15 protein-coding genes are annotated in these 15732 nt (G+C 71.0%); 7 read left to right on the forward strand and 8 right to left on the reverse strand.

All coding sequences use genetic code 11. The features are described 5' to 3' along the window. The first annotated feature begins 33 nt into the window (after positions 1-33). A complete protein-coding gene (locus tag ATL40_RS12125) occupies positions 34-1416 on the forward strand; it encodes an MFS transporter (RefSeq protein WP_245867061.1) in 1383 nt (460 codons plus the stop codon). 111 nt (positions 1417-1527) lie between these two features. On the opposite strand, the gene ATL40_RS12130 is transcribed toward ATL40_RS12125, so the two are convergent. The 5 genes from ATL40_RS12130 to ATL40_RS12150 all read right to left on the reverse strand — a co-directional run bounded on the left by ATL40_RS12130 (position 1528) and on the right by ATL40_RS12150 (position 6582). Continuing rightward, positions 1528-1956, reverse strand: coding sequence for a heat shock protein transcriptional repressor HspR (locus tag ATL40_RS12130; RefSeq protein ID WP_098469764.1), 429 nt, complete (start codon positions 1954-1956; stop codon positions 1528-1530). Between the two features lie 83 nt (positions 1957-2039). Further along, the gene (locus tag ATL40_RS12135; RefSeq protein ID WP_098469765.1) at positions 2040-3050 is read right to left on the reverse strand and encodes a DnaJ C-terminal domain-containing protein; all 1011 of its coding nucleotides are present in this window, start codon (positions 3048-3050) and stop codon (positions 2040-2042) included. Between the two features lie 19 nt (positions 3051-3069). Further along, entirely contained in the window at positions 3070-3780 is a 711-nt protein-coding gene (locus tag ATL40_RS12140; RefSeq protein ID WP_098469766.1) for a nucleotide exchange factor GrpE, read from the reverse strand. Next, complete coding sequence (dnaK, locus tag ATL40_RS12145) at positions 3777-5636, reverse strand: molecular chaperone DnaK (protein ID WP_098469767.1); 1860 nt, start codon at positions 5634-5636, stop codon at positions 3777-3779. Before dnaK ends, ATL40_RS12140 begins: the two co-directional genes overlap by 4 nt. 400 nt (positions 5637-6036) lie before the next feature. Continuing rightward, the gene (locus tag ATL40_RS12150) at positions 6037-6582 is read right to left on the reverse strand and encodes an NUDIX hydrolase (RefSeq protein WP_169925971.1); all 546 of its coding nucleotides are present in this window, start codon (positions 6580-6582) and stop codon (positions 6037-6039) included. Between the two features lie 163 nt (positions 6583-6745). On the opposite strand from ATL40_RS12150, the gene ATL40_RS12155 reads away from it, so the two are divergent. Continuing rightward, positions 6746-7615, forward strand: coding sequence for a D-hexose-6-phosphate mutarotase (locus ATL40_RS12155; protein WP_169925972.1), 870 nt, complete (start codon positions 6746-6748; stop codon positions 7613-7615). A gap of 26 nt (positions 7616-7641) precedes the next feature. Here ATL40_RS12155 and ATL40_RS12160 read toward each other — a convergent pair whose 3' ends face one another. Continuing rightward, positions 7642-7971, reverse strand: coding sequence for a TraR/DksA family transcriptional regulator (locus ATL40_RS12160; RefSeq protein ID WP_098469769.1), 330 nt, complete (start codon positions 7969-7971; stop codon positions 7642-7644). Between the two features lie 60 nt (positions 7972-8031). Between ATL40_RS12160 and ATL40_RS12165 the strand changes: the two genes are divergently transcribed. From ATL40_RS12165 to ATL40_RS12180, 4 genes are all read left to right on the forward strand, one after another. After that, positions 8032-9330 (forward strand): aspartate aminotransferase family protein, encoded by a 1299-nt coding sequence (locus ATL40_RS12165; protein ID WP_098469770.1) that lies wholly within the window; start codon positions 8032-8034, stop codon positions 9328-9330. A gap of 48 nt (positions 9331-9378) precedes the next feature. Next, positions 9379-10041 carry a 1-acyl-sn-glycerol-3-phosphate acyltransferase gene (locus ATL40_RS12170; protein ID WP_425443379.1) on the forward strand — a complete coding sequence of 221 codons (663 nt, stop codon included), beginning with the start codon at positions 9379-9381 and terminating at the stop codon, positions 10039-10041. A gap of 196 nt (positions 10042-10237) precedes the next feature. Further along, positions 10238-11890 carry an HNH endonuclease signature motif containing protein gene (locus tag ATL40_RS12175; protein WP_169925973.1) on the forward strand — a complete coding sequence of 551 codons (1653 nt, stop codon included), beginning with the start codon at positions 10238-10240 and terminating at the stop codon, positions 11888-11890. 90 nt (positions 11891-11980) lie between these two features. Next, a complete protein-coding gene (locus tag ATL40_RS12180; RefSeq protein ID WP_098469773.1) occupies positions 11981-12823 on the forward strand; it encodes an aminoglycoside phosphotransferase family protein in 843 nt (280 codons plus the stop codon). A gap of 11 nt (positions 12824-12834) precedes the next feature. Here ATL40_RS12180 and ATL40_RS12185 read toward each other — a convergent pair whose 3' ends face one another. After that, positions 12835-13821, reverse strand: a complete 987-nt coding sequence (locus ATL40_RS12185) for a DMT family transporter (RefSeq protein WP_098469774.1) — start codon at positions 13819-13821, stop codon at positions 12835-12837. Between the two features lie 70 nt (positions 13822-13891). Here ATL40_RS12185 and ATL40_RS12190 point away from each other — a divergent pair, with 70 nt between their 5' ends. Next, positions 13892-14857 (forward strand): LysR family transcriptional regulator, encoded by a 966-nt coding sequence (locus ATL40_RS12190; protein WP_098469775.1) that lies wholly within the window; start codon positions 13892-13894, stop codon positions 14855-14857. Positions 14858-14909: 52 nt separating this feature from the next. Here ATL40_RS12190 and ATL40_RS12195 read toward each other — a convergent pair whose 3' ends face one another. Then, positions 14910-15701, reverse strand: coding sequence for an SDR family oxidoreductase (locus ATL40_RS12195; protein ID WP_098470476.1), 792 nt, complete (start codon positions 15699-15701; stop codon positions 14910-14912). Positions 15702-15732 lie beyond the last annotated feature (31 nt).

Consider the following 15732-nt stretch of genomic DNA (forward strand, 5'->3'; position numbering starts at 1 on the left):
CATCCCGCAACTCGGGGGGCATAGGGTCGGGGCGTGGAGTCGCCCTCACCCGCCGCCGGCACGCCGGCCTACGCGCCCCAGTCACGCCGCACCAGTCCGGGTCGGTACGGCATCGGGATGCTCGGTACCTCGATCCCGATCAACATGATCCGCGGGTCGATGCTGTTCTTCTACGTCGACCTGCTCGGCATGAACGCCGCCACCTACGCCACGGTCTACCTCTTCTACGGCGTGGTGGACGCCATCGACAACCCCGTCTTCGGGTACCTCTCGGACCGCACCCGCACCCGGTGGGGGCGCCGCAAGCCGTACCTGATCGTCGGGGCCGCGGTGCTGCTGGGTTCGATGATCGCCCTGTTCACCGTGCCGGACTCGGTGGCCACGGATGCGACCACGCTGGTGATCTGGTTCGCGACCTTCGCGATCCTGTCCGAGGCGGCGGACTCCCTCATCAACGCCAACTACGGCGCGCTGCTGCCCGAGCTCTTCCCCGCGGAGAAGGTCCGCGCCCGCGCCAATGCGATCCGTCAGGCCTGCCAGTTGATCGCGATGATCCTGGCGCTCGGCCTGACCCCGGTGCTCGCCCAGAACATCCTCGGTTGCCCGGTGGACGCCGCCGGGTGCACCGACCCGACCGTCGGCTACTCCACGCTCGCGGTGATCTTCGGCGTGATCGGCAGCGGGATCATCATCTACATGGCGCTCGGGGTCCGCGAGAACCCGCGGATCGAGAACGAGGCCAAGCCCCGGCTGTGGTCCTCCCTCAAGCAGATCCTCGGCAACCGGCACTTCTGGACCATCGGCGTGGTGAACGCCTGCTTCGGTTCCGCGATGGCGCTGGTCCTCAACGGGTTGCAGCTCTACGTGCGCTACACCCTCGAGGGCGACGGCCTGGACGCCACGATCCTGCAGGTGGCCGTGGTGGTCTCCGCGATCCCCCTGATCCTGCTGTGGGCGCGCTTGGTGCGCCGGTGGGGTGCGGAGCGCACCTGGAAGCGGGCGCTGCCGATCGGTGCGCTCGGCTTCGTGCCGCTCTACTTCGCCGACTCCCTGGCGACGGCGGTGATCGCCGGGGTGTGCATCGCCGTCGGCTATGCGGGGGTGCTCGCCACGAACGACCTCGTGATGGCGCGAGTGCTGGACGAGGACGCCAGGCGCCACGGGGTGCACCGCGAGGCGATCTTCTTCGCCGCCTTCGGGGTGCTGGGGCGCCTCAACGCGGTCATCGTCTCGGCGTCCCTGGCGTCCCTGACGCTGGTGTTCGGCTACGTCTCGGGCGAGGACCCCGGCCCGGACCCGGGCACCGCGTTCCGCACGTACATCTCGGTGTACCCGCTCATCCTGCTCGTGCTCGGCACGATCGTCTCCCGCTTCGTGCGCGTCCCCGGCTGGGACGGCGAGAAGGCCACCGCCTGACCTCCGCGAGGCACTCCCGTCCCCACCGCGAGGTGGTTCTGCAGGTACCACGAGGTGGTTCTGCAGACACCACGAGGTGGTTCTGCAGATACCACGTGCCCGTTCTTGGCCTCAGTACTGCTTGTGGTGCGGACCGCGCCACAGCACCAGCGCACCCGTGGTGCGCTGCGTCGTCGTGCGGATCCGAACCCGCTGCCCCCGCGGCACGGACTCCACGTCGCCGGTGGCGCTGGCCGCGAACACCCGCGAGCCGGGGTCCAGGGCCGAGCGCAGGTTCTCCAGCGACTCGCGCAGTTCGGCGTTCTCCCGCTCCAGGGTGAGGATCCGGGCGATCCCCTCGAGGTTGATGCCCTCGTTGGACAGCCGCTGCACGCGGCGCAGAGCATCCACGTCGCGCAGCGAGTAACGCCGGCCACGACCCGAGGTGCGGGCCGGCACCACGAGACCCAGGCGGTCGTACTGCCGCAGGGTCTGGGCGTGCATGCCGGCGAGCGCCGCGGCGGCCGAGATCGGCAGCGTGGGTGCATCGTGCGCGTTCATGGCCTCACCTCCTCGGTCAGATATGAGAGTACGGGCGCCGGGGACCGATGTCCCCGGCGCCCGCCGTGTCGCTTCCCCGCCCGTCAGGCGGTCGCGGCGTGGAAGAGCCCGGCCCGCGGGTCGGCCCCGTCCGTGGCCGCGGCGAACGCCTCGACGGCGGAGCGGGCCTCGTCGGTCAGGCGATCGGGCACGACCACCTGGATCGTGACGATCAGGTCACCGGCGGCGTTCTTGCCGGAGGCGGGCACGCCGCGGCCGCGTACCCGCAGCCGCTTGCCCGACGGCGAACCCGCCGGGACCTTCACCCGCACCGTGTCCCCGTCGAACGTGGGCACCTTCACGGTCGCCCCGAGCGCGGCCTCCGCGAACGTCACCGGAACGGTGACGGTGAGGTTGCGCCCGTCGATCGCGAAGACGGGGTGCGGCGTGACGGTGATGGCGACCACGAGGTCGCCCGGTGCGCCGCCACCGGACCCCGGCCGGCCCTTGCCGCGCAGCTTGATCTTCTGCCCGGTGTGGACGCCCGCGGGGATCCGCACGGTCATCGAGCGGCCCTCCACGGTCACCGGCATCTCGCCGCCGGCCACCGCGATGCGGAACGGCAGGGTGAGGCTCGCCGTGAGGTCGGCGCCCGGTTCGGGGCCACCGAAACCGGCACGCCGTCCGCCCGCGCCGCCGGGGAAGCCACCGCCGCCGAACATCCCCGAGAGGATGTCCTCGAACCCGCCGGCACCGCCCGTGGAGAACCGGGTGCTCCCGCCCCGTCCGCCACCGCCACCGAAGGCGCCGCCGAACAGGTCCTCGAAGCTGGCCCCGCCGGTCGGGCCGCCCGCCCCCGCGGTGAACCGCGGACCGCCGCCGGCCATGGCGCGCAGCGAGTCGTACTGCTTGCGCTGCTCCGGGTCGGAGAGCACCGCGTAGGCCTCGCCGATGTCCTTGAACTTGGCCTCGGCGCCCGGGTCCCCGGAGTTCTGGTCCGGGTGGTGGGTGCGCGCGAGCTTGCGGTAGGCCTTCTTGATGGCGGAGGCGTCGGCGTCCTTGGACACCCCGAGGGTGGCGTAGTAGTCCTTCTCCAGCCAGTCCTGTCCACTCATCGTCTCGACCTCCCTTCGCTCACTCGGGCCCGACGACGCCCACGCGGGCCGGGCGCACAATGGCCTCGCCCCGGCGGTAGCCGGGCTGGGCGACCATCGCGATGGTGGTGCTCTCGGCACCCTCGGCGGTCTGGTGCATGAGCGCCTCGTGCAGGGTGGGGTCGAACTCCTCACCCACCTCGCCGAAGCGCTCCAGGCCGTAGCGCGAGGACAGCGTGGCCTCGAGCTTGTCGGCGATCGCGAGGAACGGGCCGGTGAGCTCACCGTGCTGGCGGGCCAGCGCGATGTCGTCCAGCACCGGGATGAGCGCCTCGACCACGTCGCTGCGCCCTGCCTCCTTCGCTGCGGCCTCCTGCTCACGGGAGCGCTTCACGAACGCGTTGAAGCGCTGCTCGGCGTTGTAGGCATCGGCCTTGCCGCGTGCCACCTGGTCCTGCAGGTCCAGGACCTCGGCCTGCAGGCGCTCCTCGGCGCTCGGTTCGGCGTCCTGGTCGGCCTGCCCGGTGTCCTGCCCAGAGTCCTGCTCAATGTCCTGCTCGGAGCCCACGGCCTGCCCATCGTTGTTCTGCTCGTCCACGGGCGCGGTGCCCCCGGCGTCGGGGCCCGACGGCGAGGGGTGACCCTCGCCGTCGGGCGCCGACTGCCCGCCCTGATCGGCGGGCGGCTGCTCGCCGGGAGCCTCGCGCCGCGCTTCCTCCGCGTCTGCGGAGTGGTCGCGGTCCTGGCTCACTTCTTCTCGTCCTCCTCGTCGACGACCTCGGCGTCCACCACGTCGTCGTCCTCGGGTGCGCTCTGGGCGCTGGCCTCGTCGGTCGGTGCGCCCTCACCCTCGGCGGCCTGCTGCGCGTACAGCGCCTGGCCGATCTTCTGGCTGGACTCGGTGAGCTCCGCCGTCGCGGCCTTCACGGCCTCCACGTCGGTGCCCTCCAGGGCCGTCTTCACGGCCGCGACCTTCTCGCGGACCTCGGAGGCGACGTCCTCGGGGAGCTTCTCGGCGTTGTCGTCGAGCAGCTTCTCGGTGGAGTAGGCCAGGTTCTCGGCGTTGTTGCGGGCCTCGGCGTCCTCGCGGCGCTTGGCGTCCTCTGCGGCGTGCGCCTCGGCCTCCTTCACCATCCGGTCGATCTCCTCCTTCGGCAGGGCGGAGCCACCGGTGATCGTCATCGACTGCTCCTTGCCCGTGCCACGGTCCTTGGCGGACACGTGCACGATGCCGTTGGCGTCGATGTCGAAGGTGACCTCGATCTGCGGCAGGCCGCGGGGGGCCGGGGCGATGCCGGTGAGCTCGAAGGTGCCCAGGGCCTTGTTGTCCGAGGCGAACTCGCGCTCACCCTGGTAGACCTGGATCAGCACGCTGGGCTGGTTGTCCTCGGCGGTGGAGAACACCTCGCTGCGCTTGGTCGGGATGGCGGTGTTGCGCTCGATGAGCTTGGTCATCACGCCACCCTTGGTCTCGATGCCCAGGGAGAGCGGGGTGACGTCGATCAGCAGGACGTCGGTGCGCTCCTTGTTGATCACTCCGGCCTGCAGTGCGGCGCCGACGGCCACGACCTCGTCCGGGTTCACGCCCTTGTTCGGCTCCTTGCCGGTGAGTTCCTTGACCACGTCGGTCACGGCGGGCATGCGGGTGGAACCACCCACGAGCACCACGTGGTCGATGTCGCTCAGCGAGATGCCGGCGTCCTTGATCACGTTGTGGAACGGGGTCTTGGTGCGCTCCAGCAGTTCCTTGGTCATGTCCTGGAACTTGGCCCGCGAGAGGGTCTCCTCCAGGTGGATCGGCCCGTTCTCCGTCATGGACAGGTACTGCAGGGAGATCGTGGTGGAGCTGGCGGAGGAGAGCTCCTTCTTCGCGCTCTCGGCGGCCTCACGCAGACGCTGCATGGCGATCTTGTCCTTGGACAGGTCCACGCCGTAGTTGTTCTTCACCTGGGTGATGAGCCACTCGACGACCTTCGCGTCCCAGTCGTCACCACCGAGACGGTTGTCACCGTTGGTGGCGCGCACCTGGATGGTGGAGAAGTCGTCGTCGTCCTTGCCCACCTCGAGCAGGGAGACGTCGAAGGTACCGCCACCGAGGTCGAAGACCAGGATGAGCTCGTCCTCCTTGCCGCGCTCCAGGCCGTAGGCCAGGGCGGCGGCGGTGGGCTCGTTGACGATGCGCAGCACGTTGAGGCCGGCGACCTGCCCGGCGTCCTTCGTGGCCTGACGCTCGGCGTCGTTGAAGTACGCCGGCACGGTGATGACCGCGTCGGTGACGGGCTCACCCAGGTAGGACTCGGCGTCCTTCTTCAGCTTGCCGAGGATGCGCGCGGAGATCTCCTGCGGCGTGTAGTCCTTGTCGTCGATCTTCGTGGTCCAGTCGGTGCCCATGTGGCGCTTGACCGACGTGATGGTGCGGTCCACATTGGTGACCGCCTGACGCTTGGCGACCTCGCCGACCAGCACCTCGCCGGCCTTGCTGAATGCCACGACCGACGGCGTGGTGCGGGCACCCTCCGCGTTCGCGATGACGGTGGGCTCGCCACCCTCCAGCACGGCCACCACGGAGTTGGTGGTCCCGAGGTCGATACCTACTGCACGTCCCATGTTCTTGCTCCTTCCGGCCTGCGCCGTGCGCGGCCTAGTTGAGTCGTCCGGCCTCAAGTCTTACTCCCCGCAGTTCGGGGAGTCAAATGAACTTGAGTCTGACTGGCTCAACCTTGGGGGGTGGGGATCTATTCCCGGGGGCACGGTTCGTGCGTGGTGGGTTCGGCGCGGGGTCGCGCGCAGAGTGGGGGCGCGGGGGCGCCTGATCGGCATAGGCGCGCTCGCGCACGGCGGACGGCCTTCGCGCACGGCGGATACTCGGCGCCCGCTCCAGGGAGCCCGGCCTCTGACCAGGGCCGATGCCGCAGGTGCCGCGCCACGCCGTCGCTCATCCGCCGTGCGCGAGGGCGATCCGCCCCCAGCGGAGCAGGAGCGAGCGCGAAGGCAGTCCGCGGCGAGGCTACGACGACGCCTGCACGGCGGCGACTGCCGACGAGAGGGCCTGCCACTGCTCACGCAGCCGACGCACCCAGGGACCGCACATCTGCGGGGCTCCGGCGCCCCCAACCCCCGCGGCGCGCGCGGCGAGCCCGTACAGCGTGACCCAGGCTGCGTCGTCGACCTCCTCCGGGTCCAGTGCGAGCACCGGATCGCCAGGGATGCTGACGGCGTAGAGATCGAAGATCTCGGACCCGTGCACGAAGCGCGCCACGAGCACCAGGTCGGCCTCGGCGACTGCTAGGCCACTCTCCTCGTGCAGCTCCCGCACGGCGGCGGACCTACTCTCCTCCCCCGACACAGCGCTGCCCGCGGGGAACTCCCATTCCCCGGGATAGGTCTTACCCGGCGCGCGGCGCGTGATCAGCACCCGGCCGTCCGCGCGCACCGCGCACACAGAGGACACCAGGTGGAAGGCACCCTCGGGCAACGGCGCCGCAGACCCGCGCTGGTATCGCTGACCGATCGGTTCGCCGTCCGGGTCCCGCAGATCCCACCACTCCGCCATGGGGCCATTCTCACGGCACATCGGCGCTGCCGCCCTCCTCTCGCCTCAGGAGCCATTACTGCTCGCGCTGCGGACACCCCGGCGGGACCCTACGGTGGTCGCGTACGACGGCGTGGGCCCGGTCGGCAGGCGCCGGCGGTGGCGGGGCCGTACCGTCTGGCGTATGGATCCACGCCCTGTCGAGCTCCCCGATTCCGTCACGCTCATCACCGGTCAGGGCAACCTGCCCGCGGTCCGCGTGGAGAGCGCACGCTGCACCGGCGAGGTCTACCTGCACGGCGCCCACGTCACGGACTGGGCGCCGTCCGGCCAGGACCCGGTGATCTGGTTGAGCGAGCACTCGACGTTCGTGCCCGGACGCGCCATTCGCGGTGGCATCCCGCTCTCCGCGCCCTGGTTCGCCGACGGCCGCACGGGCGACATGACGCCCGCTCACGGCTGGTTCCGCACCTCCACCTGGGAGTTCACCGGCGCTCAGGACGTCGATGGGACCGTCTCCCTCGCCTTCCACCTGGACGGCGCCGACGTCGGCCATCCCACCATCAGCGCCGACTACGTGGTGGAGATGGGTGAGGAGTTGACGCTCGAACTCGCGATCACGACCCAGGAGCCTCTGGTGCTGGAGAATGCTCTCCACACCTATCTCGCCGTCGCGGACATCGACGCGGTCAGCGTGCGCGGGCTCGAGGGCTGTCACTACGTCGACAAGGCACCGGGCGGCCTCCCGGACAACATCCAGCAGGGCGAGGTCACGTTCGCGGGCGAGACGGATCGCGTCTACACCCACGACGGCGCCGCCCAGGTCATCGACCCCGCCGCCGGCCGCCTCATCAGCCTCACGAAGTCCGGCTCCAGCAAGACCGTCGTGTGGAATCCGGCCGTCGCGAAGTCGGCTGCGATGGCTGACTTCGGCGATGAGGAGTGGCGCGGCATGATGTGCCTCGAGGTCGCCAACGCCCTGGACGGCGTGATCCCGTTGGAGGCCGGAGGCTCGCACACGATGCGGGCGACCTACGCGGTGGCCTCGACCTGAGCCGGACGTGGCCTCCTGAGCCGGACTCAGGCGTGCCGCACGCACCGACTGGCCGTGGGCCGCGCCTCCAACCGCCCCTCGGGGATCGACTCACCGCACACCTCGCACACCCCGTACGTTCCTTCCGCCATCCGGATCAGTGCGGCCTCCACCTGGGCGAGCTGCGCCGTCGTGCCGCGTGAGAGCGCCCTCACCTGCTCCCGCTCGAAGGCGATCGTGGCGCCCTCGGGATCGTGTTCATCGTCGATGTTGGCGCCCTGGGCGGCCTCGACGATCTGCTCCCGGCTCGCGCCCAGCGCGACCAGGCGCGCGAGGAGGTCCTCACGCAGTGCCTCGAGCCGCTCCCGGAGGTCCATCGCGTCAGTGGATCACGTCGGATCACCCGCGCGAAACACCACAGCGGTAGCGTGCGCGGCGTGACCGACGACTTCTGGCGCGACGCCGATGCACACCTCATCCGCTACGGCGGCATCTTCACCCCGGAGATCATCGCGAGCGCGGAGGGTTCCTGGCTCACCACGGAGTCGGGCCGCCGCATCCTCGACTTCACCTCGGGGCAGATGAGCGCCGTCCTGGGCCACAGCCATCCCGACGTCGTGGCCACAGTGCGCCGGCAGGTCGGCGACCTCGACCACCGCTTCTCCGGGATGCTCTCGCGTCCCGTGGTGGACCTCGCGCGGCGGTTGAGCGAGAGCCTGCCCGACCCGCTGAGCAAGGTGCTGCTGCTGACCACCGGGGCGGAGTCCAACGAGGCCGCGATCCGGATGGCCAAGCTCGTCACCGGCAAGCACGAGATCGTGTCCTTCGCCGCCTCCTGGCACGGCATGACGCAGGGCGCCGCAGCCGCGACGTACTCCTCCAAGCGCGCGGGGTACGGGCCGGTGGCACCCGGGAACCTGGCGATCCCCACCCCGAACTCCTACCGCCCCGATGTGCCCGACGGCGATGGCCAGTTGGACTGGCGGCGGCAGCTCGATCTGGGGTTCTCCCTGGTCGATGCCCAGTCCACGGGGTCGCTGGCGGCCTGCATCGTGGAGCCGATCCTCTCCTCCGGCGGCGTGATCGTGCCGCCCCCGGGGTACCTCACCGCACTCGCGCAGCAGTGTCGCGAGCGCGGGATGCTGCTGATCCTGGACGAGGCGCAGACCGGGGTGGGGCGCACCGGGCTGATGTACGCGTTCGAGCGGGAGGGCGTGGTGCCGGACATCCTCACCCTGTCCAAGACGCTCGGTGCGGGGCTGCCGCTGGCCGCGGTGATCACCTCGGAGTCGATCGAGGCGATCGCCCACGAGCGCGGCTTCCTCTTCTACACCACGCACGTCTCGGACCCGCTGGTCGCGGCCGTCGGGAACACGGTGCTCGACGTGGTGGAGCGCGATGGTCTCGTGTCACGAGCGGCCGTGCTGGGCGCGCGGCTGCACGAGGGTCTCGTGGGCCTGCAGTCGCGGCACGCCGCGATCGGGGACGTGCGCGGGCACGGGCTCATGCAGGGACTGGAACTGGTGACCGATAGGGAGTCGAAGGCGCCGGCGGATGCGCTCGGGGCCGCCGTGACCACCCGCTGCCTGGAACTCGGCCTGCACATGAACGTGGTCCAGATCCCCGGGTGGGGCGGCACGTTCCGCATCGCACCACCGCTGACGGCGAGCGAGGAGGAGATCGACCTGGGGGTGGAGATCCTGGACCGAGCGATCGGGGAGTGCGCGACGGCGTGATTCTCGCCGTCGCCGGTCCCGGCCGGTCGGGCTGCGTACTCTCGTGGCATGAGCATGCGTGAGGTCGGCACCCGGGTGAGCACCAGCGTGCGGGCTGGAGTGGCGGCGGTGTTCTGGCGGTTCTCCCGGTGGGAGTACCGCTCCGATCCGCAGCCGGAGACCACGCGCATCCTGCTCGGAGCCCCGCACACCTCCAACTGGGACTTCATCTACATGCTCGCCATCACCTGGCGGCTGCGGATCCGGGTGAAGTGGCTCGGCAAGCAGCAGCTCTTCGCGGGGTGGCGCGGGCCGATCATGCGCGCCCTCGGCGGGATCCCGGTTGACCGCGCGAACCCGGCGAGCGTGGTCTCGGAGATCCTCCAGGCGCAGCGCGAGGCGCCGTTCTCGCTCGTCGTCACGCCGGACGGCACCAGGAAGGGCGCGACGCACTGGAAGTCCGGGTTCTATCGGATCGCGCGCGCCGCCGACCTGCCGGTGGGGCTCGGGTACATCGACCGACCGACCCGGACCACCGGCATCGGCCCGACGATCACGCTCACCGGCGACGTCGCCGCGGACATGGAGCGGATCCGGGCGTTCTATGCGGACAAGGCGGGGTATACCCCGGAGAACCGGATCGAACCGCGGCTGCGGGACGAGAGCCCGGACGTCGGCGAGCAGGAAGGCCCGACGGCGGCCGGCGAGGGGCCCGCGGGCGAGGGCGGATAGCGCCCACCTCCCCGCCTCGCTGGCTGTCCACAGATCCTCCCGACTCCTCCTGGATGTCAGTCGGCTCCTCTAGCATGGCTACATCAGTTCGAATCAGCGAGGATACGAGCGGGGGGTGAGTGCGATGGTGGCAGAACCACAGGCGTGGCCGGCGGCGGGACCCGGACCTGCCACGGCAACACGCGACTCCACCCCCGTGCCGACACTCCCCCACCCCGCGAGCTCGTCCCCACCTGTGCGGCCCGACTCCCCGGCGTTCGGGGTGCGTGAGGCCGTCTCGACTGTTCGCGCAGCGATCGCGACGCTGACCGAGCGCGTGGCGCAGGCCGAACGCGCCGTGGAAGCCGGAGCGGGAGCCGCTGCCCTGGGCGGCCAGGACGCCATCGAGGCCGCACTGACCGGGTTGGATACCTGCGCCTCCATCCTCAACGTCACCCGCACCCGCTACGCCACCGCGGCGGCCACCACCCGCACCCGCGCCGGGACCGACCCCCGCGATGCGATCACCCACCGCGCCACCAGCACCCGCCAGGGCCTCGGCGCCGCCAAGGCGGAAGCCGCCGCCGGCGCAACCCTGCAGTTGCTGCCCACCGTGCGCGAGGCCACCGCAACCGGGACCGTGAGCGAAGGACACATCCGCGCCATCAGCAGCGTCCTGAGTGGGGTGAGTGACGCCACCCGCGATCGCCTCGCCCGCGAAGAAGCAGAGATCCTGCAGCGAGCCACCCAGGCCACCGTCCCGGAACTGCGCAAAGAACTGCGCGCCCGCGCCGCCGCCATCGAGGCCGACCAAGCAGACCGCGACCACCACACCGCACGCGAGAACCGCCGCCTGCACCTGCTCACCCGCCACGGCGGCGTCCAGATCGACGGTTTCCTCGACCCCATCGCCGGCGCCACCCTCCGCACCGCCCTGGACGCGCTCACCCCCACCCCCGCCACAGGCGATACCCGCACCCCCGAACAGCGCCGCGCCGACGCCCTCATCCACCTCGCCGACCACGCCTTGAGCATCGGCGACGCCCGCACCGGCGCCCAAGTCCGCCCCCACCTGTCCATCCTCATCCGAGAGGACACCTGGCACCTGCTCACTCACCGCCGCAGACTCGCCTGCACTCAACGCACCGGTGCCAGCACGGGCGATGTCTTCCATCGCAATGCCGAGGCATTCGCCGCCTCCGGCCTCAGCGAGGAACCACCCCTGGCACAGCTGGTGGACGGCACCCTGATCCCCTACGCCGCGCTGGACGTCCTGGCCTGCGACGCCCTCATGCAACGCCTAGTCCTGGACCCCGGCGGCATCCCCCTGAACCTCGGACGCACCCAGCGCACCTACACCGGCGACCTGCGCCGCGCCATCCTCGTCCGCGACCGGCACTGCCAATACCCCGACTGCCCCATCCGCGCCGAATGGTGCGAGGTGCACCACATCCTCGAATGGGACAACCACGGCGACACCAGCCTGACCAACGGCATCACCCTGTGTAGCCGCCACCACCACGAGGTCCACGACCGCAACCTGCGCATCACGCCCACCGCCACAGGGTTCACCTTCACCACCCCGACCGTGCGCGCCCTCGGAACCACCACCCGCCTGCACGACAGGCTCCTCATCCCCCGAGCATCACGACCACATCAAGCGGCAAGAGCACCCGGCCGCGGCACAGGAAGCACCTGGCGCGAGAGACGAACACCCCACGACACCCCACCAGACTCACCACCAGGCGCACCACCCGGCGAGCCGCCAGGCGCCCCACCCGGCGCCCCACCCGACTCACCACCAGCACCACCGACGACGTCGGACACCCTCGCCGACGATCGAACAGCGCCCACGCTCTTCGACACCTGAGTGCGCTCAGCGCGCAGTGCCTGCACCACACCGGTGCGGGCACTGCGCCGCGCCAGGAGGCTTGCCCCACGGATCAACTATCCTGAGCCGATGCCACTGCCCGGCCTGACTCCGCAGCAGCAGAGCCACGTGGATCGGTGGCTGCCGCACGCGGAGCTCGTTGCGGATATGAGTTGGCCAGAGCGGCTCACCACGGTGCTGTGGGTGCGCGCGGCGAGCGAGGACCTGGTGATCAAGGCGCCGTCGCCTGTGATGCGCGCCCACACCGAGCGTGAGATCGCCGCGCACCGTTCGCTCGGTCCCCTGGGACCGAGATTCCCCGAGCTGCGGTTCGCGAGCGAGGCGGACCACCTCCTCGTGCTGAGCTTCGTGCCCGGGCAGCTCGTCGAGGGGACCCACGCCGCTGCCGACCCGTCGGTCTATTGCCAGGCAGGTCGTCTGCTGGCACACCTGCAATCGCTGGGCTCTCCCGACGGGGAGCGGGGCACTCAGTACGTGGCGGCACGCCACAAGACCATCGCCCAACGGCTCGCGCGGGCCGCGCCACTCCTGGGTCGCGACCTCTTTCGCCGCGCCCAGAGCGCCCATACTGCCGGAACACCTGCGCACGAGCCTGCCGTGCCTTGCCATGGCGATATGACGCCGCGCAACTGGGTGGTCTCCCCCGAGGGGGTCGCCCTCATCGACCTGGGGCGATTCGCATGGCGGCCTTGGTACTCCGATGCAGTCCGCTTGTGGGGAGCCCTTCCCGACGGCGATCCCCGCCTGACGGCGTACCTCGACGGGATCGGGCGTGGCGAACCCTGGAGGGAGGCGGGGTGGCGGGACGAACTCCTCATGCAGGCGATCAGCACGGTGGTGTGGGCCACTGACGTCGGCCAGCCCGACTTCGCCGACGACGGCCGCAGAATGCTCGAGCGGGCGCTAGGCTAGTGCGCGCCCGGCTAGCGCACCCGCACCGGACGCTGCGTGAGGAACACCCCGGCGATGACCACCACGGCGCCCAACCCCTGGTACCAGGCGAAGGTCTCCCCCAGCACGAGCATCCCGAGCCCCACGCCGACCACGGGCTGCAGGTAGGTGACGGTGGAGGCGGCGACGGGACCCCACGTCATCACCACCCGCATGTTCCAGGTGAAGGCCACCCCCGTGCCGATGCAGCCGAGCACGAGCATCGAGGCCACCACCGAGGGGGTGAGGTTCATCGGCCCCCACGCGATCACGGGCGAGACCGCAAGGGCCGCCACCGCGCCCATGGTGACCTGCACGGAGGCGAGGGTCACGGCGTCGCACCGGTAGCGCCCGGTGACCATGCGCCGCAGATAGGTGAACCCGACACCGTAGGAGATCGTGGCCCCGATCACCGCGAGCTGCGCGACCAGGGAGTCCCCGAAGGCAGGGTCGGTGATGACCCCCCACAGGCCCATGACGATCATCACCCCGATCGCGCCGAGACCGATCCCGAACCACTGCCGCCCACGCAGCGCCGCCGCGGGAACGGCGATCGCGGTGAAGAGCGCGGTGAACATGGGCGTCGCGCCGTTGAGGATGGCCGAGAGACCCGTCGGCAGGTAGTGGCCCGCCCAGGCGAACAGCGAGAACGGCACGATGCCCTGGAAGATACCCACCACCGTGAGGTGCCCCCACAGGGCGCGCGAGCGCGGCCACGGTCGCCGGGTGATCGTCATGATCGCGATCAGCGTCAGCGCGCCGAGGAGGATGCGCCCCACGGCGACCTGCCCGGCGGAGATCCCCACCAGGGCGTACTTCATCATCAGGTAGCTCGAGCCCCACGTGAGGGCGGTGGCCGCGAACATCAGCGCCGTCACGTAGCCGCGCGTCGGCGGCACATCGGAGTGTGCCGCTACAGCGGAAGCCGCTACCGAGGAATCAGGAGCAGCACGTGCCACAGGGGCCACCGGGGTCGTCATGGCAGCACTGTGCTCCCCGACTTCGCGCCCCGTCCAACAACCCCGCACCGGCGCGGGATAACCTCTTCCTATGGCTCTCACGTTGGCGCAGTTGCGGGCGTTCGTCGCGGTCCTCGGCGAGCGTTCCTTCTCCGCTGCCGCCGAGTCGTTGGGTGTCTCCCAGCCCGCCGTCTCCGGGTCCGTGGCGGCCCTGGAGCGGGAGGTGGGCGGCGCCGTCGTGCACCGCGTGGATGCCACAGCCACGCCGCTGGGAGAGCGTTTGCTCCCCCACGCCCAGGCGGCGATCGCCGCCACCGACAGCCTGCGCGCCGAGGTCGGCGCGTTCGCGGGGCGACCCACCGGGCTGGTGCGGCTCGGCGCCGTCACGAGTGTGATCCACGGCCTGCTCCCGCAGGTGACGACGCATCTCGCCGAGTCGGCACCCGGCATCGACCTGGAGGTCCTGGAAGGGGACGACGCCGAACTGCCGGGCTGGTTGCGCAGCGGCGCCGTGGACGCGGCGATCCTCATCGACGACGGCGTGAATCTCGTAGGTGGTGAATTGCGGGTCGAGCCGGAGTTCGAGGGGGTTGCACTGCCCGGGGACGAGATGCGCTTCGTGCTGCGCACCGACCACCCACTAGCGCACCAGAGCGCCATCGCCCTCGCGGACCTCGCCGACGATCCCCTGCTGTGCGGCAACGGCGGCTGCCTGGTGCAGGCGCAGCGGATCCATGACCAGGCGGGGCTGGCGATGCGGATCGCGCAGCGCGTGAACGGGCTCGGCGCACTGCTCTCGATGGTGAAGGTCGGCACCGGGGTGAGCATCGCCCCGAGTTACGCCGAGGGCCTGCTTCCGCGCGGCACGATCATGGTGCCCATCGACCCGCCGTGCCCGCGTCGCCTGAGCCTGGTCACCTCGCCGCGCGCGACGCCCGCGACCGCGGCGCTGGTGGCGGCGCTGGTCGCGGGCATCGGGGCAGGAGCAGGCGCCGGGGCGGGGGCCGGGGCCGGAGCCAGCGCCGGGGCCGGCACAGGAGCAGAGGCGCGCGCGTGAGCCCGCACCCCGGCACTGCTGACCTGCCCGCCGGCACCGTGCCCGGGTCGGGCTAGAACACCGCGCGCCCCCCGGTCACCCCGAGCACGGTCCCGGAGACGTAGGAGGCCTCCTGGCTGGCCAGGAACACGAAGGCGGCAGCGACCTCCGCGGGTTGCCCGGGCCGGCCGAGCGGGGTGTCGGTGCCGAACCCCTCCACCTTGGACTCCCCGAATGTGGAGGGGATCAGCGGCGTCCAGATCGGTCCGGGCGCCACTGCGTTGACGCGGATGCCGCGCGGTCCGAGCTCGGCGGCGAGGTTGACGGTGAGGTTGTTCAGCGCGGCCTTGGTCGCGGCGTAGTCCAGCAGCGGGCCCGAGGGCTGGTAGGCCTGGATGGACGTGGTGATCGTGATGCTCTCGGGCTCGTGCGGCAGCGCCGCCTGGATCAACCACAGGTTCGCCGTCAGGTTCGTGGTGATGACCTGGTCGATCTGCTCGGCGGAGAAGTTCTCCAGCCCGCCGGGTGTGCCCCACTGGAAGGCCGCATTGGACACGAGGTGGTCCAGGCCACCCAGGCCCTCGACGGCGAGCCGCACCAGGTCCTGATTGGCCTGTTGGGTGCGCTGATCGGTGGGCAGCAGGATCGCGCGGCGGCCGACGCCCTCGACGATCGCGGCGACCTCCTCGGCGTCCTCCTGCTCCTGCGGCAGGTAACTGATGGCCACATCGGCGCCCTCCTTGGCGAAGGTGATCGCCACGGCGCGCCCGATCCCGGAGTCCCCGCCGGTGATCAGCGCCCGCTTGCCCACCAGGCGCTCCCGCGGGGTCCAGGAGGACTCACCGTGGTCGGGAACGGGGGTCATGTCGGCTGTGCGTCCGGGCCACTGCTGCTGC

It is taken from the genome of Serinibacter salmoneus, from assembly GCF_002563925.1.
GTDB classification, from domain to species: Bacteria; Actinomycetota; Actinomycetes; order Actinomycetales; family Beutenbergiaceae; genus Serinibacter; species Serinibacter salmoneus.